The organism is Streptomyces sp. NPDC026301 (assembly GCF_055567935.1).
In genome coordinates this window covers 193,438-217,776 of record NZ_JBVHPN010000001.1, presented here as the reverse complement: position 1 = coordinate 217,776, position 24,339 = coordinate 193,438, and the positions used below count along the sequence as shown (strand labels likewise).

Sequence of the window (24,339 nt, the reverse complement as noted above, 5' to 3'; positions counted from 1 at the left end):
CGGTGGACCAGGCCAACCCCTTCGAGACCCGCACCACCTTCCGGCTGCACCGCGCCGAGTACCTGGCCGGACTGGTCGTGACGACCGTCCTGATCGTGCTGCACGCGGGCGAGATCCGCTGGCTCGTCGCGCTCGGCTTCTTCGTGTACATCGACCTCATCGGCTATCTGCCCGGAGCCCTCGCCTACCGCCGCAGCCCCGACAAGCGCGTCTCCAAGGTCTACTACGTCCTCTACAACAGCATGCACAGCCTGCTCACCCAGGGTGCCGTGGCCGCCCTGTGGTGCTGGCTGGTGCGCCCCGAATGGGCCCTGCTGGCGCTGCCGTTCCACCTGTGCGGCGACCGCGGCCTGTTCGGCAACTTCCTCAAGCCCTTCGCCCTGCCCTTCGAGCCCGTACCCGAACCGCTGTACCGGCGGCTGGCCGACGCCCTGCGGACCCGGAGCGCGGCAGCCCGGGTCCCGGCCCCGGCAGCCGTGCCGGCGCCGTCCGGCGGAGCGCTCCGCACCCACCACAGGAGGACACTCAGCGATGACTGACGCCCCCATCGACGCAGCGGACTGGGACACGGCACCCGGGCTCCTCGACGGAGCCAAGACCCTCGACCTCACCGCCGAGCAGTGCGACCTCGCGTACTGGCTCCGGCACGTCGCCCAGGGCACCCTGCGCGGCCGCGCCGTCACCGGACACGCCGAGCAGGCGCCGGTACCCCGGTACATGAAGGAGCCCGGCCCGCTGCGCGAGGCCCTCACCCTCGAACTCGGCTTCCGTTCCGTGGCCGAAGAGATGGCCACCCGCGCGCTCGGGTACTACGTCGCCCACGCCCCCGGCATCGCCGAGCTGGAGTTCTACGCCACGCAGCTGCTGGACGAGGCCCGGCACGCCCGGGTGTTCCGGCAGCACTTGGCCGAACTGGGCTGTCCTGAGCGGACGTTGGTGCGCGACATTCAGGAGATGGCCGCCGACTACCGCACTCGCGTGCTCGACCCGATCGAGCGGTTCTGTCTGGAAGTGATCCGCGACCAGGCGGACTTCGCGGGCGGTGTCGCCGTCTTCACGATCATCATCGAGGGCGTCCTCGCGCCCGCCGCCGAGCTCAGTGAACGCAAGTGGGACCGGCTCGATCCGGCCGCGGGGGAGATCTCCCGCGGCGCGGCGATCGACGAGATCCGCCACCTGGCCGTCGGCAGCTCGATCCTCCGTGACCATCTGGCCGCCCACCCCGACTACCGGCCGCGCCTCCTGGACATCCTGCGCGACGGCCGGAAGCTGTGGGACGAGGTGCCCGACAGTGAGTTCGTGCTCGCCCGTGAAGAGCTCTTCCAGAAGGGCATGGCGTACCACGCGGAGCTGATCGGCGACTACGAGGTCTGGCCGGGCCGCCGCCTGCTCGACACCACCCCCGAGGAGCGGTACGCCACGGCGGAACGCTGGACGGACGAGATGGCACGGGTCCGGCTGGCCCAGATGGGCCTGCCGGAAGCCGTCGCGATACTCGGCGACCCGGGCCAGGGGGCACGGTGACGGCCGATCAGGCGGACCGCGCCGCCGCGGTCCCCGCCGCGGTGCTGGCCGGAGTGGGCGGCCACCTGCCGCCCGATCTGGTGACCAACGACGATCTCGGCGCCCGCCTGGACACCTCCGACGCCTGGATCCGCTCCCGCACCGGCATCGCCGTGCGGCACGTGGCGCCGCGCGGCACGGCCACCTCGGATCTGGCCGTGGCGGCGGGACGGCAGGCCCTGCGCTCGGCAGGCTCGCCCGCGGTGGACGCGGTACTGCTCGCCACCATGACCCCCGACCACCCGTCGCCGGCCACCGCGCCCGAGGTCGCCACCCGCCTCGGCCTCGGCAGCGTCGCGGCCTTCGACGTCGCCGCGATGTGCGCGGGCTTCGTCTACGGGCTCGGCATCGCCGCCGGACTGATCGCGGGACGCGCCGCGGAGCACGTCCTGCTCATCGGCGCCGAAGTGCTCACCAGCGTCATCGACCCGCAGGACCGCTCCCTGGCGGTGCTCTTCGCCGACGGCGCCGGCGCGGTGGTGCTGCGGGCCGGCACGCCCGACGAGCCCGGCGCGCTCGGCCGTGTCGTCCTCGGCAGCGACGGCACCCGCGGCGAGCTGCTGCGGATCGCCGGGGGCGGCTCCCGGGAGCGGCAGAGCGGCCGGCCGCCCGTGCCCGGCGGGGAGTACCTGCGGATGCGCGGCCGGGAGGTCTTCCGGCAGGCGGTGGAGCGGATGGCGGACTCCTCGCGTACCGCGCTGGAGGCCGCCGGCTGGAAGACCGGCGACGTCGACCACCTCGTGGCGCACCAGGCCAACGCCCGCATCCTGGCCGCGCTCGGCGCCGACCTGGACATCCCCGCCGAACGGCAGCTGACCAACATCGCGCACACCGGCAACACCAGCGCCGCCTCCATCCCGCTGCTGCTCGCCGAGACCAGCGGGGACGGCCGGCTCCGGGCCGGCGACCGGCTCCTGCTGACCGCGTTCGGCGGCGGCCTCACGTGGGGCGCGACGACGCTCGTCTGGCCGGACGTGCGGCCCGGGCGCTGAGACACCGGCGCCGACGGCGCGCCCCGGACGGCACCACCGACGACCTCCCACCCGCCCACGACCCCGAGGAGCAGCATGTTCGACCAGCTCAAGGAGATCCTCGCCGGCAAGCTCCAGGTGCCGGCCGATCTGATCACCATGGAGGCCACCCCCGAGTCCATCGAGCTGGACTCCCTGGCCACCGTCGAGCTCTCCCTCGTCCTGGACAAGGAACTCGGCATCAAGATCAGCGATGACGCGTTGGCCGCGGCCCGGACCGTCGGCGACATCGTCCGGCTGATGGAGGAGCGGGGGGTGGCCCTCTGATGCCGGTCGCCGAAGCGGCCGTCACCGGCATCGGACTGGTGACTCCCGCGGGCATCGGGACCGGCGCGAACTGGGAGACGGTCTGCGCGCCGAAGCCGGCCGCCGCCCTGGACGCGGAGCTCGACGGAATACCGGTACGGATCTCCTGCCGCGTACCGGACTTCGACCCGGCCGCGCTCCTCGGGGCGCGCCGCGCCCACCGCTTGGACCGCGCGGCGCAGTTCGCGCTGGTGGCCGCGCGCGAGGCCGTCGCCGACGCCGGCCTCGACCCCGACGGCTGGGACGGGAGCAGGGTCGGCGTGGTGCTCGGCTGCGGGCTCGGCGGGATCGCGACCGCCGAACGCGAACACCGGGTGCTCAGGGAAGAGGGCGGCCAGTGGGTCTCGCCGCTGCTGATGACGATGTTCCCGGCCGGCACGATGGCGGGCCAGGTGGCCATCGAGTGCGGCGCCCGCGGCCCCAACCTCATGGTCAGTACCGCCTGCACGTCGGGCACCGCCGCGATCGGCGTGGCCCGTGACCTGCTGGCGCTCGGCCGCTGCGACATCGTCCTGGCCGGCGCCACCGAGGCCCCCGTCACGCCGCTCACCGTCGCCGGATTCGCCCAGATGGGCGCCCTCTCGCGGCGCCACGACGACCCGGCCGGCGCGTCCCGCCCCTTCGACGCCGACCGCGACGGCTTCGTGATGGGGGAGGGGGCGGGACTGCTCGTCCTGGAGCGCCCCGAGCACGCGCGGGCGCGCGGGGCACGCGTACGCGCCCGCATCGTCGGGTACGGCGGCACCGCCGACGCCCACCACATCACGGCCCCGCACCCCGAAGGGCAGGGCATCGAGGCCGCGTTGCGGGCGGCGCTGGCCGACGCCGACGCGGCACCGGACGCCGTGGACCACCTCAACGCCCATGGCACGTCAACGCCGTTGAACGACCTCGTCGAGGCGAAGGCGGTGCGCCGGGTCCTGCCGGGCGGCCCGCTGGTGACCTCCACCAAGGGCGTCACCGGCCATCTGCTCGGCGCCACCGGGGCGGTGGAGGCCGCCTACACCGTGCTCGCGGTGGAAGGCGGCCTGGTGCCGCCGACCGCCAACCTCGGCCGGCTCGACCCCGCCATCGACCTCGACATCGCCACCGCCCCCGTCCGCCGCCGCATCGGCCTGGCGCTCACCAGCTCCATCGGCTTCGGCGGCCAGAACACGGTACTGGCGGTGGCAGCGGCGTAGCCGGCGAGCGGGGTGGCCGGTGAGCGGGGTGGCCGGTGAGTGGGGTGGCCGGTGAGTGGCGTGGCCGCCGAGCGGGGCGGCCCGATGGCGTCCGGGCCGCCACCCTCGTCGTCCACCGCCGCCTACAGCGCCGCGGTGTCGTCCTGGCGCAGGATCGCGCGCTCCAGGGCGCGCAGCTCCCGACCCGGTTCCAGACCCAGTTCCGCCACGAGGTGGTGGCGGGCCCGCTGGTACGACGCCAGCGCCTCCGCCTGCCGGCCCGACCGGTACAGCGCCGTCATCAGATAGCCGCTCAGCCGCTCGTTCAGCGGATGCTCGCCCACCAGGCCGGTCAGCTCGTGCACCAGCGCCCGGTGCCGGCCCAGCCGCAGCTCCAGCTCGATCCGTTTCTCGGCCGCCGCGATCCGCTCCTCCGCCAGCTGCGCCGCCGCCCTGTCCACCGCGTCGCCCTGGAGGCCGGACAGCGCGGGCCCGCGCCACAGGTCGAGCGCGGCACGGTAGAGCACGGCGGCCTGCTCGGCGTGCCCCCGTGCCGCCGCCCGGTCGGCGGCCGCCACCTGCTGCCGGAACACCGCCACGTCCAGGTCGCCGGGCTCCGTGTGCAGGATGTAACCGTGCGCCCGGGTCTCGATCCGGCAGCCGTCGTGCAGCGCGTCGGCCAGCTTGTGCCGCAGCTGCGAGATGCAGATGTGCACCTGGCCGCGGGCGGTGGGCGGCGGCTGCTGACCCCAGACCGCTTCGATCAGCCCCGCCACCGGGACCACCCGGTCCGCACTGAGCAGCAAGGTGGCCAGGATCAGCTTCTGCCGGATCGCCCGCAGCGGCAGCGGGCATGGCCCCGTCCCCACCTCCAGTGGGCCGAGGAGACGGAAGAGCGGCAGGTCGGCGCATCGGGGACGGGGGTCGGAACGGGGCATGGACCTTCTCCGTGGCAAGAGCGTGGGGGTGCCGTGTTTCCGGACCATGCGCACACTAGACGCTTCGCCAATTCCCGCTCAAGCTGGGTGATTCGGTACAGGAGAACATGAGCCAACCGCGGTACCGAGGTTGCGGGCCCGTCCCGTATGTGCGCGGTCAGCAGGGTGTCAGCGCACGGTCAGCGCGCGGTCAGGGACGGCCCGCACAATGACCGCGGCCACCCGACCGACCGCGAAGCGAGGAGTGCCGTGCGGCTGCCCGTCGAACAGGAACTGCGCCAGGAGCGCGCCCGCTTCCTCGACACCATCGAGAGCCTGACCGACGCCGAGTTCGACGGCGCCAGCACCCTGTGCGCCGGCTGGGCGCCGCGCGACGTCCTCGCCCATCTGACCGGCACGGACCGGATCGGCGACTACCTCGCCAAGGGAATGTGGATCGACCGGGCCAACTCCGCGCAGGTGCGCAGGGGACGGACCATGAGTCGCGCGGAGCTGACCGCCGCCGGACGGCGCTGGGCCGTACGCCCCTCCCTCTTCGGCCGCTGCGCCGCCGCCTTCCTCCTCGGCGACACCGCCGTCCACCACCAGGACGTACTGCGCGGGCTCGGCCGCAGCCGCCGCCTGCCGCGCGCCGTCGAACGCGCCGTCTTCCAGGAAGGCGTCCTGCTCAGCTTCGAACACAACCGGCGCCTGCTGCGCCACCGTGTGGTGCCCACCACCGTGGACCTGCCCGCGCTCGGCAGCGGCCCCGAAGTGCGGGGCACGGCCGAAGCGCTCGGCATGTGGCTCGGCGGCCGGGACGCGGTGTCCGGTGAGCTCGAATTCAGCTCAGTACAGGGGCGGTTGTGCCCGGCACCCGTTACGATCTGAGGTCTCGCTCGGCCCGATGCCCGAAGGCGACGCCCTGGAGACTGGAGTCCACAGCCATGACCGTCCGGCCCGCGTACACCACCGACCAGCTGCTGGAGTCCATGCCGCTCGCCGTCACCCTCGGCGTCCGGCTCGACACCGCCGAACCGGCCGAGGTCGTCGGACACCTGGACCACTCGGCCGCGCTGACGACGCTCGGCGGCGCCCTGCACGGCGGCGCGCTGATGACCCTGGCCGACTCCGTCGGCGCCGTCTGCGCCTTCCTCAACCTGCCGCCGGACGCCACCACCACGACGCTGGAGTCCAAGACCAACTTCCTGCGTGCCGTACGCGAAGGCACGGTCCGGGCCACGGCATGCCCGCTGCACACCGGCCGGACCAGCATCGTTGTACAGACCGACCTGCACGACGACGCGGGCCGGCACATCGCCCGGACCACCCAGACACAGGCGGTGCTCCCGGCCGGGCCGCGGGACTGAGAGCCCCCGCTCACCCGCTCCGGTGCGCCCGCCGGACCCAGGGGTCGGCGAGCGCCTCCCCCAGCCAGTCCAGCGCCGCCCGCCCGGTGCGGACCGGGTTGGCCAGCCGGCCCACGCCGTCGATGACGATCTCCACCACGTCCCCGTCCGCCAGCGTGAAGTCCAGCTCCGGCACGATGCCCGTACCGGTCGAGAGCACCGCGCCGTCCGGGAACGGCTGGCCGTGGAAGAGGTGGCGCACCAGGTCCTGCGGGGTGCGGTGGAAGGCGGCGGTGGAGGTCGTGGCCTCGTAGGCGGGCGCGCCGTCCCGGTGCACGGTCATGGCGATCTTCAGGGCCGACGGGTCGCCGATCTCCCACGCGGGCACGATGCCCGCCGAGAGGGCCGTACTGCCGGCGTAGACCTTGGCCTGCGGCAGGTACAGCGGGTTCTCGCCCTCGATGGAGCGGGAGCTGACGTCGTCGGCGACGAGGTAGCCGACGGTCTCGGCGTGCCGGTTCAGTACGAGCGCCAGCTCCGGCTCGGGGACGTTCAGCGCGGAGTCGTCCCGTACGGCGATCGGCTCGCCGTCCGTCACCACCCGCCACGGCACGGACTTGAAGAACAGCTCGGGCCGCTCCGCGTCGTAGATCCGCTCGTACACCGACTGTTCGGTGCTCTCGGCGATCCGCGCCTCGCGCGAGCGTTCGTACGTCACGCCGGCCGCCCACACCTCCGTCAGCCCGTCGACGGGCGGCAGCAGCAGAACCTCCGACGCGGCGGCGTCCGGCGCACGCGCCGCGGTCTCCTCGGCGAGCGCCCGCAGTTCGGCGGAGGTGCGGTGCAGCAGGTCGGCGAGGCGCGGCGCGCCGGGGAACGCGCGGATCGCGCCGTCGTCGTCCGCGAGGCCGGTGCGGACCGCGCCCGTGGTGTCAGCGAAGCGCACGATGCGGGTCATCGGTGATGTCCTCCTTGTCGGTGTGCGGATGAGCGGCGGGGGTACGGAGGCCGGCCCAGCGGAAGCCGGTGACGACCGCGGCGCCGGCGACGACGATCACGGCGACGGCGTACAGGCCGTTGGCGCCGGATCCGGTGGACGACTCGACGACGCCCATGACGTACGGGCCGAGGAAGCCGCCGAGATTGCCGAAGCCGGAGATCAGCGCGATCGTGCCGGCCATCTGGACGCCGGTGAGGATCGTCGGCGGCACGGTCCAGAAGACCGGCTGGGCGCCCAGGAAGCCGAACGCGGCGACGCACAGCGCCGCCACCGCCGGGACCGGGGGCAGCAGCGCCGCGCCGACCAGGCCGGCCGCGGTGAGGAGCAGGGCGAGGCGGAGCGGGCCGCGCCGGTTGCCGCTGCGGTCCGAGAACCAGGGCAGGACCAGCACGCCGAGCAGCGCGCACACCCAGGGCAGGGCCGAGACGAAGCCGATGCCGACGTCGTCCAGGCCGCCGATCCGGCCGACCAGCGCGGGCAGCCAGAACGTCACCCCGTACACGCCGATCTGGATCGCGAAGTACACGAACATCAGGCGCAGTACGCGGCTGTCGCCGACGATCTCGCGGATGCGGCGCGGCGGCCGGGCGTCCTCGGCGGGCCGGTCCGCCTCGATGCGCGCGGCCAGCAGCCGCTTCTCCTCGGCGGTCAGCCAGCGCGCCTGCTCGGGGCGGTCGGTGAGCAGCCACGGCACGGCGAGCGCCAGGAGGACGGTCGGCGCGCCCTCCAGCAGGAACATCCACTGCCAGCCGTCCAGCCCGGCCAGGCCGTGCAGCCCGATGAGGTAACCGCCGACGGGGTTGCCGATGATGCTGGAGATCGCCACGGCGGACTGGAACATGCCGGTGGCCTTCCCGCGGTCGGAGGCGGGGAACCAGTAGGTGATGTAGAGGATCACGCCGGGGAAGAAGCCGGCCTCGGCGGCGCCGAGCAGGAAGCGCAGCACGTAGAAACCGGTGGGGCTGGCGGTCAGCGCCATCGCGCAGGACAGCAGGCCCCAGACGAACATCAGCGCGGCGAGCCAGCGGCGGGCGCCCCAGCGGTGCAGTACCAGGTTCGAGGGCACGCCGAGCAGCGCGTAGCCGACGAAGAAGACGCCGGCGCCGAAGCCGTACGCGGCCGCGTCGATGCCGGCGTCGGTGGCGAGGTGACTCTTGACGAGCGCGACGTTCGTCCGGTCCAGGAAGCTCAGGACGAACATCAGGAACAGGGGTGGGAGCAGGCGCCGCGCGACCTTCCGGCGCACGCGGTCCGCGGTGGTTGCCGCGTTCATCCGACCTCCTTGGAGACATCTGACCGCTGGACCGTACGAGGCGTGGTCCGCCCGGGCAATACCTCGAACACCGGCAATTTTGCTCGACGAAACATCTGGTCGATGACGCAGACATCTGACATCTTGGGGGCGCTGCGCCGCAGCCCTACTCAGGGACGTACATGTACAGGAGTGAGCGCCGATGACAGCGGCCCGTATCGTCGACGTCGAGACCATCGACATCCGCTTCCCCACTTCCCAGGACCTCGACGGCTCCGACGCCATGAACGAGGCCCCCGACTACTCGGCCGCCTACGTCGTACTGAAGGCCGACGGGCCCGGCGTCCCCGAGGGACACGGCTTCACCTTCACCATCGGCCGCGGCAACGACCTCGCCGTCCAGGCGGCCCGTGCCATCGGCGAGCGCGCGATCGGCATGACCGTCGAGGAGATCACCGGCGACCTCGGCGGCTTCTCCCGCCACCTGCTCGGCGACAGCCAACTGCGCTGGCTCGGCCCGGACAAGGGCGCGATCCACCTCGGCACCGCCGCCGTCCTCAACGCCGCCTGGGACCTGGCCGCCAAGCAGGCCGGCAAGCCGGTCTGGAAGCTGCTCGCCGACATGACGCCCCAGCAGATCGTCGACCTGGTCGACTGGCGGTACCTCAAGGACGCGCTCACCCCCGAGGACGCGCTGACGATGCTTCAGGAACGCGCGGCAGGCCGGGCCGAACGCGAGGCGCACGTACGGGAGCACGGCTACCCCGCCTACACCACCAGCGCCGGCTGGCTCGGCTACGACGACGCCAAGCTCGCCCGGCTCTGCCAGGAGGCCGTCGACGCGGGCTGGGACTCCGTCAAGCTCAAGGTCGGCGCGGACCTGGCGGACGACATCCGGCGCTGCCGCATCGCCCGCGACATCATCGGTCCGGACCGCCGCCTGATGATCGACGCCAACCAGACCCTCGGCGTCGACGAGGCCGTCGCCTGGGCCAAGGCGCTGGCGGAGTTCGACATCTGGTGGTTCGAGGAGCCCACCAGCCCCGACGACGTACTCGGCCACGCCGCCATCGCCCGGCAGATCGGCCCCACCCACGTCGCCACCGGCGAACACGCCCACAACGCCGTGATGTTCAAGCAGTTCCTGCAGGCCGACGCGATCGGCATCTGCCAGATCGACGCCTGCCGGCTCGGCGGCGTCAACGAGGCCGTCGCCGCCCTGCTGCTGGCCGCGGCACACGGCGTACCGGTCTGCCCGCACGCCGGCGGCGTCGGCCTGTGCGAACTCGTACAGCACCTGTCGCTCTTCGACTACATCACGGTCAGCGGCTCCCTGGAGAACCGCGTCATCGAGTACGTCGACCACCTCCACGAGCACTTCCACGACCCGGTCCGCATCCGCGGCTCGCGCTACCTCGTCCCCGAGGCCCCCGGCTACAGCGCGCGGATCCGCCGCGAGACGCTGGAGCGGTACCGCTACCCGGAAGGGCCGGTCTGGAGCGGCCGCGGCCGGGTGGCATCCTGACGTCCATGCCCACCAAGAAAGAGCGGCCGGGACGCGGTGACGGGACCGGCGCCGGCGGCGGCAGCGTCGTCGACGAGGCGATCGGCCGGCTGCGCAAGCGCATCGAGAGCGGCGAGTTCACGCCCGGCCACCGCCTCCCCCCGGAGGCGGTGCTCGCCGCCGAGCTGGAGCTCTCCCGCCCCTCGCTCCGCGAGGCGGTCCGCGCGCTGGCCATGGCGGGGGTGCTGGACGTACGGCGCGGGGACGGCACCTTCGTCACCGACCTGCGCCCGGACCGGCTGCTCAGCGCCATCGGCAGCTTCCTGGACCTGGCCCAGGACACCGGCCTGGAGGAGATGCTGGAGTGCCGCAAAGTACTGGAGCCCGGCGCCACCGCGCTCGCGGCCACCCGCATCGACGACGCGGCGCTGGACGGCCTGCTGGAGCGCATCGAACGGATGCGGACCCTCCAGGACCCGGAGGAGCTGGTACGCGAGGACCTCGCCTTCCACGCGGACATCGTCGCGGCGACCGGCAACCGCACGCTGGAGTCCCTGGTCTCCTCCGTCACCCAGCGCACTGCCAGGGCCCGCATCTGGCGTGCGCTGGTCAAGTCGGACGTGCTCGCCTGGACCCACCAGCAGCACATGGACATCTACGCCGCGCTGCGCGCCCGCGACAGCCTGGCGGCCTTCACGGCGGCCGGCCGCCATGTGGGTGACGTCGAGCTGTGGGTCCGCGAACGCCTGGACCCGCTCCGGGAGCGCTGACAGCCGTACGAGTCCCCGGGGCGGCGCGCCCCGTCCGTGCGCGCGCCGCCGTTCACTCGTCCCGTGGCCAGTAGTCCAGATCGCCGCCCCGCCACTCGATGAGCGCGGGATCGGCCAGCGGGATCTCCTCCGCGTCGGACAGCCCGGCCCGGCGCAGGAACTCGGCGACGTCCCCGCGGCCGTGGGCGAGGCCGACGATCTGGCCGTGAATGGTCACCCGCCGCCCACCGGCGGTGGGCGGATACACGATCACCGGTGGATGTGTGGTCATACCCCCCAGGCTGTCTCCCCGCCGCCCGCCGCGCATCCCGAAGGCCCGAATCCGCTCGTGCCGATGCCCGCGGACGCGCCCCGGAACGTGCTCCGGACGGCGGGCGCGCACGGTCGAAGGTGTCCCGGGCAACGGCTACGATCGGCGCATTCGTGGCTGCCGCCGGGAGGAAGAGCGAGAGATGGGCCTGTTCCGCCGGGGACCGAAGCGGGATCCGCGCGACACCCCGCGCGATGAGGAGTTCGGATTCTTCTCCGACCGGGAGGGCGGGATCTTCCGCGGCCAGGTGCGGTCGGCCTTCGCCGAGCTGGGCCTGGAGGTCACGGTGTACGCCGGCATGGTCACCGACTCGGCGGGCCGGCAGTTCGGCCTCGGCAATCTGGCCGCCGTCTGCCACCGCGACCGCCGCGGCGAGCGCGCCTGGCCCGCGCTCGTCCGGGACCACGTCGGCAAGGTCCTCCGTACGATGGACGGCCCCCAGCCGATGGAGACGATGCCCGAGGACGAGATCCGGGCCCGGCTCTACCCCCGCGTCGTCGCCGAGGACTCCCTCCCCGCCTCCGACTCCTTCCGGTACGCGCGCCCGCTCGCCCCCGGCCTGCGCGAGGTCCTGGCGCTCGACCTGCCCGAGGCGGTGCAGATACTCGGCGAGGACTCGCTGCTGGACATCGGGGACGTCGCCGAGCTGCGCATCCGGGCGCTGAACAATCTCCGGGCGCTGCCGGTCGAGGGGCACGAGACGGTCCGCCGCGGCGACGGCTCGGCCTTCGAAGTGGTACTGGGCGACTCCTTCTTCACCGCCAGCCGGGTCCTGGTCCTCGATGAGCTGGTCGAGCGGCTGACCGGCGCGCCGCTGACGCCCGACGGGGCGCTGGTGGCGCTGCCCTTCCGGCACCAGCTGGCCTTCCACCGCATCCACGACGCCCAGGTGGTACCGGCGCTGCAGGCCATGGCGCAGTTCTCCGCCGCCGCGCACGAGGACTCGGCGGGCGCGATCACGCCGAACGTCTTCTGGTGGCGCCAGGGCACGATGACCCGGCTGAGCGAGCCGGACGGCGACGGGCTGCGGGTCGTCGTCGACGAGGACTTCCAGACCATGCTGGAACGGCTGGTCCAGGACGAGGCGTAGGAGCGGCCGAAGGGGCCTCGGGGACCCCTGACCGGCGCTCCATAGATTTTTCCACGAAATTCTCGCGGAACGGGGAACCTCTCATGCCCTCGGCCCGTTGTACCGAGTGAGGCCCCGCATCATCCCCCGTGTGCGGGGCCTCACCAATGCCCGGCGGGGCCGTCCGCGCGCAGCCGCAGGCCGTCGGCGACGATCAGGTCCGAGGTGACCAGCGCCTGCTCGGCGGAGACGTCGGTCATGTAGACGAAGGGCGGGACCAGCGGCGGCACGGGCAGCCGGTCCGGGGTGAAGGTCAGGCAGAGCACCCCTTCCACACAGCCGCGGAACTTCGTCAGATAGAGCGTGACGTCGCCGCTCAGATCCAGCGACTTCGCGCCCAGCCCCAGCTCGTCGCTGCCGTCGCGGGTGAGCAGACGGTAGTCGGTGAGGGACGCGGCCTTCATCCTCAGCACCATTGCCCGGACCGGGCCGCGCGCGGTGGGCACGTCCTCGACCCCGGCGAGCGTGAAGCCCTTGGGGGCGAAACGACTGGTCGTGACGGTGGGGACGGCGGCGGGGGCGGGGATGCCGGCGCCGGCCGCCCGGGCCTCGGTGGCGGGCGTCCCGAGCGCGGCGAGGAGGGCGACGGGCAAGGCCACGGCGAGGGCCGTACGGGGGCCTGTGCGGCCGGGGCCTGTACGGTCGGTGGCTGTGCGGCCGGGCGGGGGAGCGGCGCCCGCCTCCGCTTCCGCAGTCGCATCCTCCGCCGCCACCGCCTCGTCCAGTACCGGCGTCCAGCCGAAGCCCATCGCCGCGCCCGCGATGCCCAGCCCCATGCCGACCAGGAAGCCGCCGAGGTTGGTGGCCGCGAAGGAGATCACGGACAGGATCAGCGCGTTGACGCTCACGTAGTGCCGCGCGGCCGGGGTGCACCACAGGAACACCCCGGCCACGATCAGCGCCAGCCCGATGCCGAGCGCCGCGAGCCCGCCGAGCCCCAGGCTGACCAGCACGCCGAGCGGGGAGAGCGGGACGAGCAGCAGCTCGGCGCCGCCCAGTATCAGCAGCAGCCCGGCCCAGAACGGCCGGGTCCGCCGCCACCCGCGGAACCGCGCCTTCAGAAGCACTTCTCGCCGCCCAGGCTGACGCCCAGCTTCAGGCCCTTGAGGCGGAAGTTCCCGCCGGTGGCCGACCAGGCGTGCGACTTCACGCCCGCGACCTCGATGTCACCGGCCTGCAGCCCGAACTTGCCCTTCGGGCCGCGGACGCCCGGTACTTCGTCCAGCGTCGAGGCGTCCCGGCCGATCTGCGCCGTCCCGAAGCGCGCGTCACCGACCAGGTCCTCGCCGTCGATGACGAGGCTGTCCGCGGTGACCGGGCCCGCCTTCCCGCCCGCGGTGAGCTTGAAGACCACCGGCCCCACCGGCGTACTGACCTGCGCCGACTGGCAGATGTCGGAGAGGTGTGCCCTGCCGATGCCGAGCAGGGCCACGGGATGGCCGGTGCCGTCGGTGGAACGGTCGGTGTGCACGTACGAGGCCAGCCCGTCGCTGGTCAACTTGCCCGAGGTGACCTGGAAGTTGGTGCCGGAGACGGCGAACGACGCGGCGAGCACGCCCTGCGCCATTACGGTCGCCAGCGCGCCGACGGCCAGTACCGCCGGCACGGCCACGACCGCGCTCTTCCTCCAGGACGTGCGGCCTTCCGGTACGGCCCGCTGATTCCTGCCCACTGCTTCCTCCCTGGGGAGCGCTCGGTCATGGCGTTCGGTCACAGCGCTGACGTGCGGTTACTTGCGGTAACGAAGGTAGCTGACGAGAGATTAGGACCGTTGTTGACTACGCGTCAACAGTGCTGCACGAACGTGGGGCGGGAGGCCACGGCCCCCCGCCCCACGCACCACTCACTCGATGGGTCCTACTTGATCGCCTTGATCAGCTCGCCGTTCGCGGTGTCCCCGCTGAGCTCCCAGAAGAACGTGCCGCCCATGCCCTGCTCGTTCTTGAAGGCCATCTTCGTGCCGATGGTCTCCGGAGTGTCGTAACTCCACCACTGGTCACCGCACTTGGCGTACGCGGTGCCGCCGACCTTGCCGGTCGCCGGGCAGCGGCCCTTGAGGTCCTTGTAGTCCTCGATGCCCGCCTCGTACTTGCCCGGTGCCGCGCCGGTCGCCGTGCCGCCCGGTGCGTCCTGCGTGACGCCGCTCCAGCCGCGCCCGTAGAACCCGATGCCCAGCAGCAGCTTGTTGGCCGGGATGCCGAGACCCTTGAGCTTCTTGGTCGTGTCGGCGGTGTTGAAGCCGGCCTTCGGTATGCCGTTGTACGAGGTCAGCGGCGAGTGCGGGGCCGTCGGACCCTTGGCGTCCCAGGCGCCGAAGTAGTCGTACGTCATGGGGTTGTACCAGTCGACGTACTGCGCGGCGCCCGCGTAGTCGGTGGCGTCGATCTTGCCGCCGGACGAGGCGTCCGCGGTGATCGCCGCGGTCACCAGATTGCTGCCGCCGAACTTCGCGCGCAGCGCCTTCATCACGTTCGTGAAGGCGGTCCGGCCGCTGGTGTCGCAGGTCAGGCCGCAGGCGTTGGGGTACTCCCAGTCGATGTCGATGCCGTCGAAGACGTCCGCCCAGCGCTTGTCCTCGACCAGGTCGTAACAGGACTGCGCGAACGCCGCCGGGTTCTTGGCCGCCTCGGCGAACCCGCCGGACCAGGTCCAGCCGCCGAAGGACCAGATCACCTTGAGGTTCGGGTGCAGCGCCTTGAGCTTGCGCAGTTGGTTGAAGTTGCCGCGCAGCGCCCCGTTGTCCCAGGTGTCGGCCTTGCCGTCGACGCTCTGGTCGGCGGTGTACGCCTTGTCGTAGTCGGCGTACGCGTCACCTATCGCGCACTTGCCGCCCGTGACGTTGCCGAAGGCGTAGTTGATGTGCGTCAGCTTGTTCGCCGAGCCGGAGGTCTCGATGTTCTTGACGTGGTAATTGCGCTGGTAGACACCCCAGTTGGTGAAGTACCCGACGACCTTGTCGCCGGCCGCCGTGGTCCCGGCGCCGACCGATGCGGGCTGTGCGGCGGCGGTCTTGGCGGAGGCGGGGGCGGGGGCGGCCGCGGCGGTCCCGGTGAGCGCGCCGGCGCCCATCGCGGCCGTGCACAGGGCCGCGGCCACGGCCGCGAATCCGTGGTGGAGGCGCTTCTTGTGCGGTCTGAGCATGGTTGCTCCTCGGAGTGGGGGTCCATCGAGGGGGAAGTGCTGTGACCTGCGTCCGCAGTGGCGCCGAACGCGTGGAGCGTCGGGGGAGAACGTAGAAGGACTAGACCAACTGGGTCAATGGTTTGGACCAATTTGCTGAACACCCGCCGACGGACCGACGACCATCGGGAGAAGCCGATCAAGGGGTGAAGGGCGCCGCCGTATTGGGCATACTTCCTGCGCCACCGCCGCAGGTCATCGCCTTCCGCGACCCGGAGAGGGATCATCGCGGCAGTGGGGACCGGTCGCGCCGCGCCACCCGAGCGGTGCTCCGCCGCAGTGCCCTACAGGGAGGAAAGCGCCGCCATGACCGAGTACGGACCGAGGCCCGTGGACCGCAGGCTGCCCACCGACGAAGCCCGCCAGCTGATGACGCTCGTACGCGACCTGGCGGCCCGCGAGATCGCGCCCGCGGCCGCCGCGGAGGAGGAGGCGGGCCGGTTCCCCCGCGAGCTCTTCACCCTGCTCTCCGAGTCGGGCCTGCTCGGCCTGGTGTACGCCGAGGAGTTCGGCGGTGGCGGCCAGCCGTACGAGGTCTACCTCCAGGTCCTCGAAGAGCTGGCCGCCGCCCGGCTCACCGTCGGCCTCGGCGTCAGCGTCCACACCCTGGCCTGCCACGCGCTCGCCTCGTACGGCACGAAGGAGCAGCGCGCCGAGCACCTGCCCGCGATGCTCGGCGGCGGCCTGCTCGGCGCGTACTGCCTCTCCGAGCCCGCATCCGGGTCGGACGCCGCGTCCCTGACCACCCGCGCCACGCGGGACGGCGAGACGTGGGTGCTGAACGGTACGAAGGCGTGGACCACGCACGGCGGCATCGCCGACTTCTGCACCGTCCTCTCCCGCACCGGGGGAGCGGGCTCGCACGGCATCACGGCCTTCCTGGTCCCCGGCGACGCCGAGGGGCTGAGCGCCGCGCCGCCCGAGCGCAAGATGGGCATGAAGGGCTCGCCCACGGCGCAACTGCACTTCGACGGCGTACGGATCGGGGACGCGCGCCGGATCGGCGAGGAGGGCCAGGGCTTCGCCATCGCGCTCGACGCGCTGGACTCCGGGCGGCTGGGCATCGCCGCGTGCGCCGTGGGCGTGGCGCAGGCGGCCCTCGACGAGGCGCTGGCGTACGTCGTGGCGCGCCGTCAGTTCGGGCGCCCGCTCGCCGACTTCCAGGGGCTGCGCTTCATGCTCGCCGACATGGCCACGCAGGTGAGCGCCGGGCGGTCGCTCTACCTCACCGCGGCCCGGCTGCGGGACGAGGGCCGCCCCTTCACCAAGGAGGCGGCCATGGCCAAGCTCTTCTGCTCGGATGCCGCGATGCGCGTCACGACCGACGCGGTCCAGCTGCTCGGAGGGTACGGCTACACCGCGGACTTCCCGGCCGAGCGCTACATGCGCGAGGCCAAGGTCCTGCAGATCGTGGAGGGCACCAACCAGATCCAGCGGATGGTCATCGCCCGGCACCTCGCGGGCCCGGAGTCCCGCTGATCACAGGCCCGGTCACAGGCCAGGAGTCCCGCTGACGGCACGTCAAAAACGGGACTGCACAAGGCGGATGCGTCACGTCGCGGCAAAAGGGTGCGAGTGAGTCGGGCGGCTCACTCGCACGGTGACGTCGCGGACGGTGATGTCGCGGAGAGCGCTCCGCGGGCGCGTCAGCGGTGCCGGCGCATCAGGGGGACGCGCACCGGGCGGGAGCCGGGGCCGCCCACGTGGGAGAACGGCTGAGTGCGCCAGTTCAGGCCCTCCGGGAGCGTCAGGAGCATGCCGCTGTCCTGCTCCTGGGGAGCCAGCTCGTCATCGGCGGAGGCCGTCTCGGCCACACCCCGGCCGGAACCCTGGCAGACCGTCAGGCCGAAGGGGTTCCAGGGCGAGGAGCAGACCGCGTGCTCGGGCAGCGTGTCCTCGTCGGCGAGCAGCGCGATCGGCTGCCCGCAGTCCGGGCAGCTGACGCGGTAGAGCTCGACGGTGTCGAAGGCGTCGAATTCGTCGAAGGCGTCGTCGCGGAAACTGTCGCCCTCCTGGGCGGCGGTGTTCTCCAGCGTGGATTCCTGCTTCGGGCGTCGCATGATGTCCATCCCCCTCGGGTGGGCTGCGAGTACCGCCATCGTCCTGTGTTGGGCGGCCTCGACCATCACGAGCATTTCCCTGCCTCTCGACTGCATAATCTTGGCTTCCGGCCGGACACGGAGTGAGGGGTGTGGTGTTCGTCACACAGGGGGCGCACGGTGTCCACGATCCGGCGCGAGCTGCGCCGCAGCGCCCCGGCACAGTAGGTTGATCGTGTGGAGGAGCTGGACCGACAAATCGTGGATCTGCTCGTCAAGGACGGGCGGATGAGCTACACCGACCTGGGCAAGGCCACTGGCCTGTCCACCTCGGCGGTGCATCAGCGCGTGCGCAGACTGGAGCAGCGCGGCGTGATCCGCGGCTATGCCGCCATCGTCGACCCCGAGGCGGTGGGGCTGCCGCTGACCGCCTTCATCTCGGTCAAACCCTTCGACCCCAGCGCCCCGGACGACATCGCCGAGCGGCTGGCCGAGGTCCCCGAACTGGAGGCATGCCACAGCGTCGCGGGCGACGAGAACTACATCCTCAAGGTCCGGGTGGCCGCGCCGCTGGACCTGGAACACCTGCTCACCCGCATCCGCACCCTGGCCGGCGTCTCGACGCGCACGACCGTGGTGCTGTCCACGCCGTACGAGGCCCGGCCGCCCCGCATCTGACGCGCGGCGGCGCGCCCGTACGGATGCGGGCGCGCCCCCGGGCGGCGCCTGTCCGGATGCCGGTCACGCCACACCCACCCCGCGCGTCCGCCGGGCACGCGCAGGGGCGAAACTGTCCGGTATGAGCGAACGCACCCCCGCACCGGCCCCCGACCGCACCGTCCTGCTGCGCCGCGGCGAGGTCCACAGCCCGGCCGACCCCTTCGCCACCGCCATGGTCGTCGAGGGCGGCTCGGTCGCCTGGGTCGGCTCGGAGGGCGCCGCCGACTCCTTCGCCGACGGGGTCGACGAGGTCATCGACCTCGACGGCGCGCTCGTGACCCCCGCGTTCACTGACGCACATGTGCACACCACCGCCACCGGGCTCGCGCTCACCGGCCTCGACCTCAGCGACACCCACTCCCTCTCCGGCGCCCTGGACCGCATCCGCTCCTTCGCCGCCGCCCGCGCCGCCGACCGCGTGCTGCTCGGCCACGGCTGGGACGCCACCGCCTGGCCCGAGGGCCGCCCGCCCTCCCGCGCCGAACTGGACGAGGCCACCGGCGGCCGCCCGCTCTACCTCAGCCGCATCGACGTGCACTCCGCCGTCGTCACCACCGCCCTCCAGGACCTCGTCCCCGGCCTGCGCGAACGCGCCGGATTCGACCCCGCTGGACCGCTCACCGGCGACGCCCACCACGCCGTCCGGCAGGCCGCGTACGACACCGTCACCCCGGCCCAGCGCGCCGCCGCACAGGCCGCCGCGCTCGCGCACGCCGCGTCCCTCGGCATCGGCACCGTCCACGAATGCGCGGGGCCCGAGATCTCCGGCGAGGACGACCTGACCGCGCTGCTCGCCCGCGCCGCCGCCGGCGACGGCCCGCGCGTCGTCGGCTACTGGGGCGAGCTCGTCACCACCGCAAAGGAAGCGGAGCGGATCAGGGAGCTCGGCGCCGTCGGCGCCGCGGGCGACCTGTTCGCCGACGGCTCGCTCGGCTCGCACACCGCCCACCTCTGCACCCCGTACGCCGACGCCGCGCACACCGGCAACGCGCTGCTCGACGCCGACACCGTCGCCGCGCACGTCGCCGCCTGCACCGAAGCCGGCCTCCAGGCGGGCTTCCACGCCATCGGCGACGCCGGGCTCACCGCCGTGGTCGACGGCGTACGGGCAGCCGCCGACCGGGTCGGCCTGGACCGGGTACGCGCCGCCCGGCACCGCATCGAACACTGCGAGATGCTCACCCCGGACACCCTCGCCGGCTTCGCCGAACTCGCCCTGACCGCCTCCGTCCAGCCCGCCTTCGACGCGCTCTGGGGCGGCGAGGAGGGCATGTACGCCACCCGCCTCGGCGCCGAACGGGCCCGCACCCTCAACCCGTACGCAGCGCTCCTCAAGGCCGGCGTCCCGCTCGCGCTCGGCTCCGACAGCCCCGTCACCCCGCTCGACCCCTGGGGCACGGTCCGCGCCGCCGTCTTCCACCGCACCCGCGAGCACGGCATCTCCGCGCGCGCCGCGTTCACCGCCCACACCCGCGGCGGCTGGCGGGCCGTCGGCCGCGACGAAGCCGGCATTCTCGTGCCGGGCGCGCCCGCCGACTACGCGGTCTGGCACACCGGCGAGCTGCTCGTCCAGGCCCCCGACGAGCGCGTCCAGCGCTGGTCCACCGACCCCCGCTCCGGCACACCCGGCCTGCCCGACCTCACCCCCGGCCGGGAGCTGCCGCGCTGCCTGCGGACCGTCGTCGGCGGCCGGACGGTCTTCCAGCGGCCGAACGAGTGAACCTCCCATGACGGGTGCCGCCGGGCGACGTGCCCGGCGCGTACTCGCCCTACCTGCGGCAGTTCGGCACTGACCTGGTTGAACGCAAAAACGACGCAGGTAGAACGGATGTTGACAGGAGCCCGTCGGCGGCCGGTAGGTTCGGCCGAGTCCACCACAAGGACGTCCGACCGGCAGGCCACCGCGCAGTCGTCGAACGCAGCTGGGCCATGGGGTGGTGCGCCGCACGGCACACCACAACTGGGAGCCAGGTCCACCCCTGCGGCACGGAAGCGACGGTTCAGGTTTCGGCAGGTCGGCGGGTGCGACCCGGGTGGGGCCCGGACGCTCAGTAGACAACGGCTCTCGGTCGACCCGCAGCCAGCGGGCCCCAGGTCGGCCCGAAGGGCGCCGGGCCCCGATCCGCACCCCGCGGATCACCGCCCCACCCGCACCCCGCCTCGCAACGAGGCGCTCTCTTCGTACGCGGCACCGCCTCGCCCTCACCGAGCGCGACCGCGCGTATCCGTACCGGTCACCGGCGTCCCGCGCGCACGCGCCCCGTTGTACCGTCGGCTCACCACCGCACGACCTGCAGGAAGGCCGCGACCGTGCCATCGGGCTCCGAAACCACCGCCGAAACCGTGCCAGGCCCTGCCCAGGGCCCTGGCGGGGACGGCCCCGCCGCCGACGGCGGCCCCGTGGCCACCGAGGCGCCCGCCGCCGCGGGCCGCCGCCCCGGACGCCTGCGCCGCCTCGCCGCCCTCGTGCGCCGCGAGACGCCCCGCACGGTGCTCGCGGTCCTCGCCGGACTCGCACTCGGACTGGCCTTCCCGCCGTACGACTTCTGGCCGCTGTCGATCCTGGCCGTGGCGGGACTCGGCCTGCTCACCCGCGGCCGTACGGCACGTCAGGCGGCCTGGACCGGCCTCGTGTTCGGCTGGCCGTTCTTCTTCCTGCTGCTGAAGTGGCTGCACGTGGTCGGCTGGGACGCCGTGGTCGGCCTCTCCTTCGCCGAGGCCGTCTTCGTGGCGCTGCTCGGCGCCGGACTGGCGGTCACCTCGCGCCTGAAGGCGTGGCCCCTGTGGGCGGCCTGCCTGTGGGTGGCCCAGGAGTGGGCCCGCGACCGGCTGCCCTTCGGGGGCTTCCCCTGGGGCCGCCTCGCCTTCGCCAACACCGACTCGCCCTACACCCCGCTCGCCGCGCTCGGCGGCGCGCCCCTGGTGACCTTCGCCGTCGCGCTCAGCGGCACGCTGCTCGCCGCGGTCGCCGTGACCGTGTGGGGTCTGCGCAGGAAGGCCGATGGCGGCGGTACGCGGCTGCGCCGGGCGATCCCGGCACTGGAAGCCTTCGGGCTGGCCGCGGCCGTCACCGTCGCCGGGTACGCCGTGCCGGTACCGACCAAGGCCACCGACCACCTGGACATCGCCGTCGTGCAGGGCAACGTCCAGCAGCCCGGCATGGACTTCCTCGGCCGCCCGATGCAGATCCTGGACAACCACGCCACGGCCACCGAGAAGCTGGCCGCCGACATCAAGGCCGGCCGGGCGAAGAAGCCCGACCTGGTCATCTGGCCGGAGAACTCCTCCGACCTGGACCCGTTCCAGTACCCGCAGGCGTACGACCGTATCCAGGAGGCGGTACGGGCCATCGGCGTCCCCGTGCTCGTCGGCGCCCTCGTGGACCACCCGACCAAGCCCGGCTACGTCTTCAACGAGGGCATCCTCTGGGACCCGAAGACCGGCCCCGGCGCCTCGTACACCAAGCAGCACCCGGTGCCGTTCGGCGAGTACGTGCCCTTCCGCAAGGAGCTGAGCCAGGTCATCACGCGGCTCCAGCGGGTGCCGCGCGACTTCTACCCCGGCGACCACACCGGCGTGATGAACATGGCCGGGGCAAAGCTCGGCGACGTCATCTGCTTCGAGGTGGCGTACGACGAGATCGTGCACGACACCGTGAACGCCGGGGCCCGCGCCCTCATCGTGCAGACCAACAACGCCACCTACGGGCGCACCGGCCAGCCCGAGCAGCAGCTCGCGATGTCCCGGCTGCGCGCCGTCGAGCACGGCCGCGCCGTCGTCACCGCCGCCACCAGCGGCATCAGCGCCGTCGTCGCCCCGGACGGCGAAGTCACCCACCGCATCCCCGAATTCACCCGGGGCGTGGTCAGCGCGAGCCTTCCGCTGCGGGAGGAAAAGACCGTCGCCGACCGCGTCGGCGCGTCTCCTGAATGGGTGATCGCTATGGTGGGCCTTCTGTCCTGCGCTGCCGCCTTCGTGCTCGGCCGGCGCGGGCGTACGAAGGACGAGAAGGGGCAGCAGTGACAGACGGCGGACAGGGCGACGGGCGGCGGCAGTACGGACCGCTGGGCGACATCTTGGTGATCATTCCGACGTACAACGAGGCGGAGAACATCAAGCCGGTCGTCGAGCGGGTACGCGCCGGGGTGCCCGACGCGCACGTACTGGTCGCCGACGACAACAGCCCGGACGGCACGGGCAAGCTCGCCGACGAACTGGCCGCGGGCGACGACCACGTGCACGTCCTGCACCGCAAGGGCAAGGAGGGCCTGGGCGCCGCCTACCTCGCGGGCTTCCGCTGGGGCATCGAGCACGGCTACGACGTCCTGGTGGAGATGGACGCCGACGGCTCCCACCAGCCCGAGGAACTGCCCCGGCTGCTGACCGCGCTGAAGGGCGCCGACCTCGTGCTCGGCTCGCGCTGGATGCCCGGCGGCCGGGTGGTGAACTGGCCCAAGTACCGCGAGTTCCTCTCCCGCGGCGGCAGCACGTACTCCCGGCTGCTGCTGGACGTGCCGATCCGGGACGTCACCGGCGGCTTCCGGGCCTTCCGCAAGGAGACGCTGCAGGGGCTGGGTCTGGAGGAGGTCGCCTCGCAGGGGTACTGCTTCCAGGTCGACCTGGCCCGGCGGGCTGTCGAGGCCGGCTACCACGTCGTCGAGGTGCCCATCACCTTCGTCGAACGGGAGCGGGGCGACAGCAAGATGAACCGCGACATCGTCGTGGAGGCCCTGTGGCGCGTGACGGCCTGGGGCGTCGGCTCCCGGCTGGACAAGCTGCGGGGGAAGAAGAGCGGGTGAAGAGAGCCTGTGGATAACTGGGGGGACGGTCGGAGGGTGGGGCTAGCTTGGGGGTGTGCGGTGGTGGCGGGGGAGGGGGCCCCACCCACTGGTCGGGGAGAGGGAGGGGCCCTGCCCACGGCGAGGGGGACATCGCGAACGCCGCGGCGCCAGGCACACTTGAAGCATGACGTCCGCTGACACCCCACCGCGTTCCCGTCCGCCCCAGCGCTCCCGCGCCCGCCGCCTGGTGCCGCTCGGCATCGCCGTGTGGATCGTCCTGGAGATCTGGCTGCTCACCCTGGTCGGGCAGGCAGCGGGCGGACTGACGGTCTTTCTCCTGCTGGTGGCCGGTGTGGTGATCGGCGGTTACGTCATCAAGCGGGCGGGCCGGCGCGCCTGGCAGAACCTGGCGGGCGCCTTCCAGCAGCCCGGCGCCGACCCCGCGAAGCCGGCCCCGGAGGCCGGCGGCGGCAACATGCTCCCGATGCTCGGCGGCCTGCTCCTGATGTGCCCCGGGCTGGTCTCGGACGCGGCGGGGCTGCTGTGCCTCTTCCCGCCGACCCGGAAACTCCTCCAGCGGCGCGTGGAGCGCCTGCTGGCCCGCCAGGTGCGTCACACCCCCGGCTCCTTCGGCGACGCCTTCCAGCAGGCGCGTATGCGCGCTCCGGACGGCAAGGTCGTCCAGGGCGAGGTCATCCGCGACGACGAGCCGCCGGCTCCGCCCCGGCAGGACCCGCCGCTGCCCCGCTGAGAAACACCGCGCCGAGAAACGCCACGAGGGCCGGTACCCCTGCCGCAGCAGGGATACCGGCCCTCGACGTGAGGTCCGTCGTCAGGCGGACTTCTTGTTGCTGTCGCGCGGGTGCACAGCGATGTTCATGGTGCCGGAGCGCAGGACGGCCAGCCTCTCGGCCAGCACCTCCTCGAGCTCCTCGCGGGTGCGCCGCTCCATGAGCATGTCCCAGTGCGTACGCGCGGGCTTGCCCTTCTTCTCCTCAGGGCCATCGCCATCCACCAGAAGTGCGGGAGCGCCGCAAACCTTGCACTCCCACTCCGACGGAATCTCGGCCTCTACCGAGAAGGGCATCTCAAAGCGATGTCCCTTCTCGCATGCGTACTCCACCGCCTGGCGCGGGGCCAGGTCGATGCCGCGGTCGGTCTCGTAGCTGGTCACCACAAGTCGCGTGCCGCGAAGAGCTCGCTCACTCATGAATCGTGCCTCCCGGGCTTTGTCGCCCACAGGACAGGTGTCGCTGTCGTCGTCATCCGGTCAACGTCCGGTCGGCGGTGAAGATTCCCGTAATGGGGACCCAGGTCGCCCGTCGTGC

25 protein-coding genes are annotated in these 24,339 nt (G+C 72.7%); 16 read left to right on the top strand and 9 right to left on the bottom strand.

Annotated elements, in window-relative coordinates; translation table 11 throughout:
* Positions 1-2: 2 nt before the first annotated feature.
* The 5 genes from ACZ4MH_RS00980 to ACZ4MH_RS00960 all read left to right on the top strand — a co-directional run bounded on the left by ACZ4MH_RS00980 (position 3) and on the right by ACZ4MH_RS00960 (position 4,081).
* Positions 3-539, top strand: a complete 537-nt coding sequence (locus ACZ4MH_RS00980; RefSeq protein ID WP_351586493.1) for a hypothetical protein — start codon at positions 3-5, stop codon at positions 537-539.
* Positions 532-1,524 (top strand): ferritin family protein, encoded by a 993-nt coding sequence (locus tag ACZ4MH_RS00975; RefSeq protein WP_351586495.1) that lies wholly within the window; start codon positions 532-534, stop codon positions 1,522-1,524. The genes ACZ4MH_RS00980 and ACZ4MH_RS00975 overlap by 8 nt, the downstream gene beginning before the upstream one ends.
* Positions 1,521-2,555, top strand: coding sequence for a beta-ketoacyl-ACP synthase III (locus ACZ4MH_RS00970; protein ID WP_351586497.1), 1,035 nt, complete (start codon positions 1,521-1,523; stop codon positions 2,553-2,555). The genes ACZ4MH_RS00975 and ACZ4MH_RS00970 overlap by 4 nt, the downstream gene beginning before the upstream one ends.
* Before the next feature lie 75 nt (positions 2,556-2,630).
* Positions 2,631-2,861, top strand: coding sequence for an acyl carrier protein (locus ACZ4MH_RS00965; RefSeq protein WP_351586499.1), 231 nt, complete (start codon positions 2,631-2,633; stop codon positions 2,859-2,861).
* Positions 2,861-4,081: a beta-ketoacyl-[acyl-carrier-protein] synthase family protein gene (locus ACZ4MH_RS00960; protein WP_351586501.1), complete on the top strand. Its 1,221-nt coding sequence runs from the start codon at positions 2,861-2,863 to the stop codon at positions 4,079-4,081. The genes ACZ4MH_RS00965 and ACZ4MH_RS00960 overlap by 1 nt, the downstream gene beginning before the upstream one ends.
* A 122-nt stretch (positions 4,082-4,203) precedes the next feature.
* Here ACZ4MH_RS00960 and ACZ4MH_RS00955 read toward each other — a convergent pair whose 3' ends face one another.
* Entirely contained in the window at positions 4,204-4,998 is a 795-nt protein-coding gene (locus ACZ4MH_RS00955) for an AfsR/SARP family transcriptional regulator (protein WP_351586503.1), read from the bottom strand.
* Positions 4,999-5,247: 249 nt separating this feature from the next.
* Between ACZ4MH_RS00955 and ACZ4MH_RS00950 the strand changes: the two genes are divergently transcribed.
* Together ACZ4MH_RS00950 and ACZ4MH_RS00945 are read left to right on the top strand one after the other, a co-directional pair.
* Entirely contained in the window at positions 5,248-5,868 is a 621-nt protein-coding gene (locus ACZ4MH_RS00950; protein WP_351586505.1) for a maleylpyruvate isomerase family mycothiol-dependent enzyme, read from the top strand.
* A 56-nt stretch (positions 5,869-5,924) separates the two neighbouring features.
* Positions 5,925-6,347, top strand: a complete 423-nt coding sequence (locus ACZ4MH_RS00945) for a PaaI family thioesterase (protein ID WP_351586507.1) — start codon at positions 5,925-5,927, stop codon at positions 6,345-6,347.
* A gap of 10 nt (positions 6,348-6,357) precedes the next feature.
* On the opposite strand, the gene ACZ4MH_RS00940 is transcribed toward ACZ4MH_RS00945, so the two are convergent.
* Positions 6,358-7,284, bottom strand: coding sequence for a fumarylacetoacetate hydrolase family protein (locus tag ACZ4MH_RS00940; protein WP_351586509.1), 927 nt, complete (start codon positions 7,282-7,284; stop codon positions 6,358-6,360).
* Positions 7,259-8,599: an MFS transporter gene (locus ACZ4MH_RS00935; protein ID WP_351586511.1), complete on the bottom strand. Its 1,341-nt coding sequence runs from the start codon at positions 8,597-8,599 to the stop codon at positions 7,259-7,261. Before ACZ4MH_RS00935 ends, ACZ4MH_RS00940 begins: the two co-directional genes overlap by 26 nt.
* Positions 8,600-8,780: 181 nt before the next feature.
* Between ACZ4MH_RS00935 and ACZ4MH_RS00930 the strand changes: the two genes are divergently transcribed.
* Both ACZ4MH_RS00930 and ACZ4MH_RS00925 read left to right on the top strand, forming a co-directional pair.
* Positions 8,781-10,103, top strand: a complete 1,323-nt coding sequence (locus ACZ4MH_RS00930) for an enolase C-terminal domain-like protein (RefSeq protein ID WP_351586512.1) — start codon at positions 8,781-8,783, stop codon at positions 10,101-10,103.
* 5 nt (positions 10,104-10,108) lie between these two features.
* On the top strand, positions 10,109-10,852 hold the full coding sequence (locus tag ACZ4MH_RS00925; protein ID WP_351586514.1) for a FadR/GntR family transcriptional regulator: 744 nt from the start codon (positions 10,109-10,111) through the stop codon (positions 10,850-10,852).
* 52 nt (positions 10,853-10,904) lie between these two features.
* Here the strand turns inward: ACZ4MH_RS00925 and ACZ4MH_RS00920 are convergent, their stop codons facing one another.
* Positions 10,905-11,123 carry a hypothetical protein gene (locus ACZ4MH_RS00920; RefSeq protein WP_351586516.1) on the bottom strand — a complete coding sequence of 73 codons (219 nt, stop codon included), beginning with the start codon at positions 11,121-11,123 and terminating at the stop codon, positions 10,905-10,907.
* Positions 11,124-11,304: 181 nt separating this feature from the next.
* On the opposite strand from ACZ4MH_RS00920, the gene ACZ4MH_RS00915 reads away from it, so the two are divergent.
* Complete coding sequence (locus ACZ4MH_RS00915) at positions 11,305-12,252, top strand: hypothetical protein (protein ID WP_351586518.1); 948 nt, start codon at positions 11,305-11,307, stop codon at positions 12,250-12,252.
* Positions 12,253-12,392: 140 nt separating this feature from the next.
* Here ACZ4MH_RS00915 and ACZ4MH_RS00910 read toward each other — a convergent pair whose 3' ends face one another.
* From ACZ4MH_RS00910 to ACZ4MH_RS00900, 3 genes are all read right to left on the bottom strand, one after another.
* The gene (locus ACZ4MH_RS00910; protein ID WP_351586520.1) at positions 12,393-13,358 is read right to left on the bottom strand and encodes a DUF6114 domain-containing protein; all 966 of its coding nucleotides are present in this window, start codon (positions 13,356-13,358) and stop codon (positions 12,393-12,395) included.
* A complete protein-coding gene (locus tag ACZ4MH_RS00905) occupies positions 13,349-13,858 on the bottom strand; it encodes a DUF6230 family protein (RefSeq protein ID WP_467753896.1) in 510 nt (169 codons plus the stop codon). The genes ACZ4MH_RS00910 and ACZ4MH_RS00905 overlap by 10 nt, the downstream gene beginning before the upstream one ends.
* Before the next feature lie 290 nt (positions 13,859-14,148).
* Positions 14,149-15,432 carry a glycoside hydrolase family 18 protein gene (locus ACZ4MH_RS00900; protein ID WP_351586524.1) on the bottom strand — a complete coding sequence of 428 codons (1,284 nt, stop codon included), beginning with the start codon at positions 15,430-15,432 and terminating at the stop codon, positions 14,149-14,151.
* A gap of 345 nt (positions 15,433-15,777) precedes the next feature.
* On the opposite strand from ACZ4MH_RS00900, the gene ACZ4MH_RS00895 reads away from it, so the two are divergent.
* Positions 15,778-16,950: an acyl-CoA dehydrogenase family protein gene (locus ACZ4MH_RS00895; protein WP_351586526.1), complete on the top strand. Its 1,173-nt coding sequence runs from the start codon at positions 15,778-15,780 to the stop codon at positions 16,948-16,950.
* Between the two features lie 167 nt (positions 16,951-17,117).
* Here ACZ4MH_RS00895 and ACZ4MH_RS00890 read toward each other — a convergent pair whose 3' ends face one another.
* Entirely contained in the window at positions 17,118-17,540 is a 423-nt protein-coding gene (locus ACZ4MH_RS00890; protein ID WP_351586528.1) for a hypothetical protein, read from the bottom strand.
* A 207-nt stretch (positions 17,541-17,747) separates the two neighbouring features.
* Here ACZ4MH_RS00890 and ACZ4MH_RS00885 point away from each other — a divergent pair, with 207 nt between their 5' ends.
* From ACZ4MH_RS00885 to fxsA, 5 genes are all read left to right on the top strand, one after another.
* Entirely contained in the window at positions 17,748-18,188 is a 441-nt protein-coding gene (locus ACZ4MH_RS00885) for an Lrp/AsnC family transcriptional regulator (RefSeq protein WP_030608595.1), read from the top strand.
* 121 nt (positions 18,189-18,309) lie between these two features.
* Positions 18,310-19,950 (top strand): amidohydrolase, encoded by a 1,641-nt coding sequence (locus ACZ4MH_RS00880; protein ID WP_351586530.1) that lies wholly within the window; start codon positions 18,310-18,312, stop codon positions 19,948-19,950.
* Positions 19,951-20,540: 590 nt separating this feature from the next.
* Positions 20,541-22,253: an apolipoprotein N-acyltransferase gene (gene lnt / locus ACZ4MH_RS00875; RefSeq protein WP_467753670.1), complete on the top strand. Its 1,713-nt coding sequence runs from the start codon at positions 20,541-20,543 to the stop codon at positions 22,251-22,253.
* The gene (locus ACZ4MH_RS00870) at positions 22,250-23,029 is read left to right on the top strand and encodes a polyprenol monophosphomannose synthase (RefSeq protein WP_351586532.1); all 780 of its coding nucleotides are present in this window, start codon (positions 22,250-22,252) and stop codon (positions 23,027-23,029) included. Before lnt ends, ACZ4MH_RS00870 begins: the two co-directional genes overlap by 4 nt.
* A gap of 166 nt (positions 23,030-23,195) precedes the next feature.
* A complete protein-coding gene (gene fxsA / locus ACZ4MH_RS00865) occupies positions 23,196-23,762 on the top strand; it encodes an FxsA family membrane protein (RefSeq protein ID WP_351586534.1) in 567 nt (188 codons plus the stop codon).
* 81 nt (positions 23,763-23,843) lie between these two features.
* Here the strand turns inward: fxsA and ACZ4MH_RS00860 are convergent, their stop codons facing one another.
* Positions 23,844-24,221, bottom strand: a complete 378-nt coding sequence (locus ACZ4MH_RS00860) for an RNA polymerase-binding protein RbpA (RefSeq protein WP_030261439.1) — start codon at positions 24,219-24,221, stop codon at positions 23,844-23,846.
* Positions 24,222-24,339: the final 118 nt, after the last annotated feature.

What these genes read in the sequence shown, in the direction of transcription:
- ACZ4MH_RS00945 (WP_351586507.1), top strand. Translation starts at nt 5,925, where the DNA reads ATGACCGTCCGGCCCGCGTACACCACCGACCAGCTGCTGGAGTCCATG.
- ACZ4MH_RS00880 (WP_351586530.1), top strand. Translation starts at nt 18,310, where the DNA reads ATGAGCGAACGCACCCCCGCACCGGCCCCCGACCGCACCGTCCTGCTG.
- ACZ4MH_RS00915 (WP_351586518.1), top strand. Translation starts at nt 11,305, where the DNA reads ATGGGCCTGTTCCGCCGGGGACCGAAGCGGGATCCGCGCGACACCCCG.
- ACZ4MH_RS00955 (WP_351586503.1), bottom strand. Translation starts at nt 4,998, where the DNA reads ATGCCCCGTTCCGACCCCCGTCCCCGATGCGCCGACCTGCCGCTCTTC.
- ACZ4MH_RS00860 (WP_030261439.1), bottom strand. Translation starts at nt 24,221, where the DNA reads ATGAGTGAGCGAGCTCTTCGCGGCACGCGACTTGTGGTGACCAGCTAC.
- ACZ4MH_RS00940 (WP_351586509.1), bottom strand. Translation starts at nt 7,284, where the DNA reads ATGACCCGCATCGTGCGCTTCGCTGACACCACGGGCGCGGTCCGCACC.
- ACZ4MH_RS00900 (WP_351586524.1), bottom strand. Translation starts at nt 15,432, where the DNA reads ATGCTCAGACCGCACAAGAAGCGCCTCCACCACGGATTCGCGGCCGTG.
- ACZ4MH_RS00890 (WP_351586528.1), bottom strand. Translation starts at nt 17,540, where the DNA reads ATGGACATCATGCGACGCCCGAAGCAGGAATCCACGCTGGAGAACACC.
- ACZ4MH_RS00965 (WP_351586499.1), top strand. Translation starts at nt 2,631, where the DNA reads ATGTTCGACCAGCTCAAGGAGATCCTCGCCGGCAAGCTCCAGGTGCCG.
- ACZ4MH_RS00920 (WP_351586516.1), bottom strand. Translation starts at nt 11,123, where the DNA reads ATGACCACACATCCACCGGTGATCGTGTATCCGCCCACCGCCGGTGGG.
- ACZ4MH_RS00960 (WP_351586501.1), top strand. Translation starts at nt 2,861, where the DNA reads ATGCCGGTCGCCGAAGCGGCCGTCACCGGCATCGGACTGGTGACTCCC.
- ACZ4MH_RS00975 (WP_351586495.1), top strand. Translation starts at nt 532, where the DNA reads ATGACTGACGCCCCCATCGACGCAGCGGACTGGGACACGGCACCCGGG.
- fxsA (WP_351586534.1), top strand. Translation starts at nt 23,196, where the DNA reads ATGACGTCCGCTGACACCCCACCGCGTTCCCGTCCGCCCCAGCGCTCC.
- ACZ4MH_RS00925 (WP_351586514.1), top strand. Translation starts at nt 10,109, where the DNA reads ATGCCCACCAAGAAAGAGCGGCCGGGACGCGGTGACGGGACCGGCGCC.
- ACZ4MH_RS00905 (WP_467753896.1), bottom strand. Translation starts at nt 13,858, where the DNA reads ATGGCGCAGGGCGTGCTCGCCGCGTCGTTCGCCGTCTCCGGCACCAAC.
- ACZ4MH_RS00930 (WP_351586512.1), top strand. Translation starts at nt 8,781, where the DNA reads ATGACAGCGGCCCGTATCGTCGACGTCGAGACCATCGACATCCGCTTC.
- ACZ4MH_RS00935 (WP_351586511.1), bottom strand. Translation starts at nt 8,599, where the DNA reads ATGAACGCGGCAACCACCGCGGACCGCGTGCGCCGGAAGGTCGCGCGG.
- ACZ4MH_RS00895 (WP_351586526.1), top strand. Translation starts at nt 15,778, where the DNA reads ATGACCGAGTACGGACCGAGGCCCGTGGACCGCAGGCTGCCCACCGAC.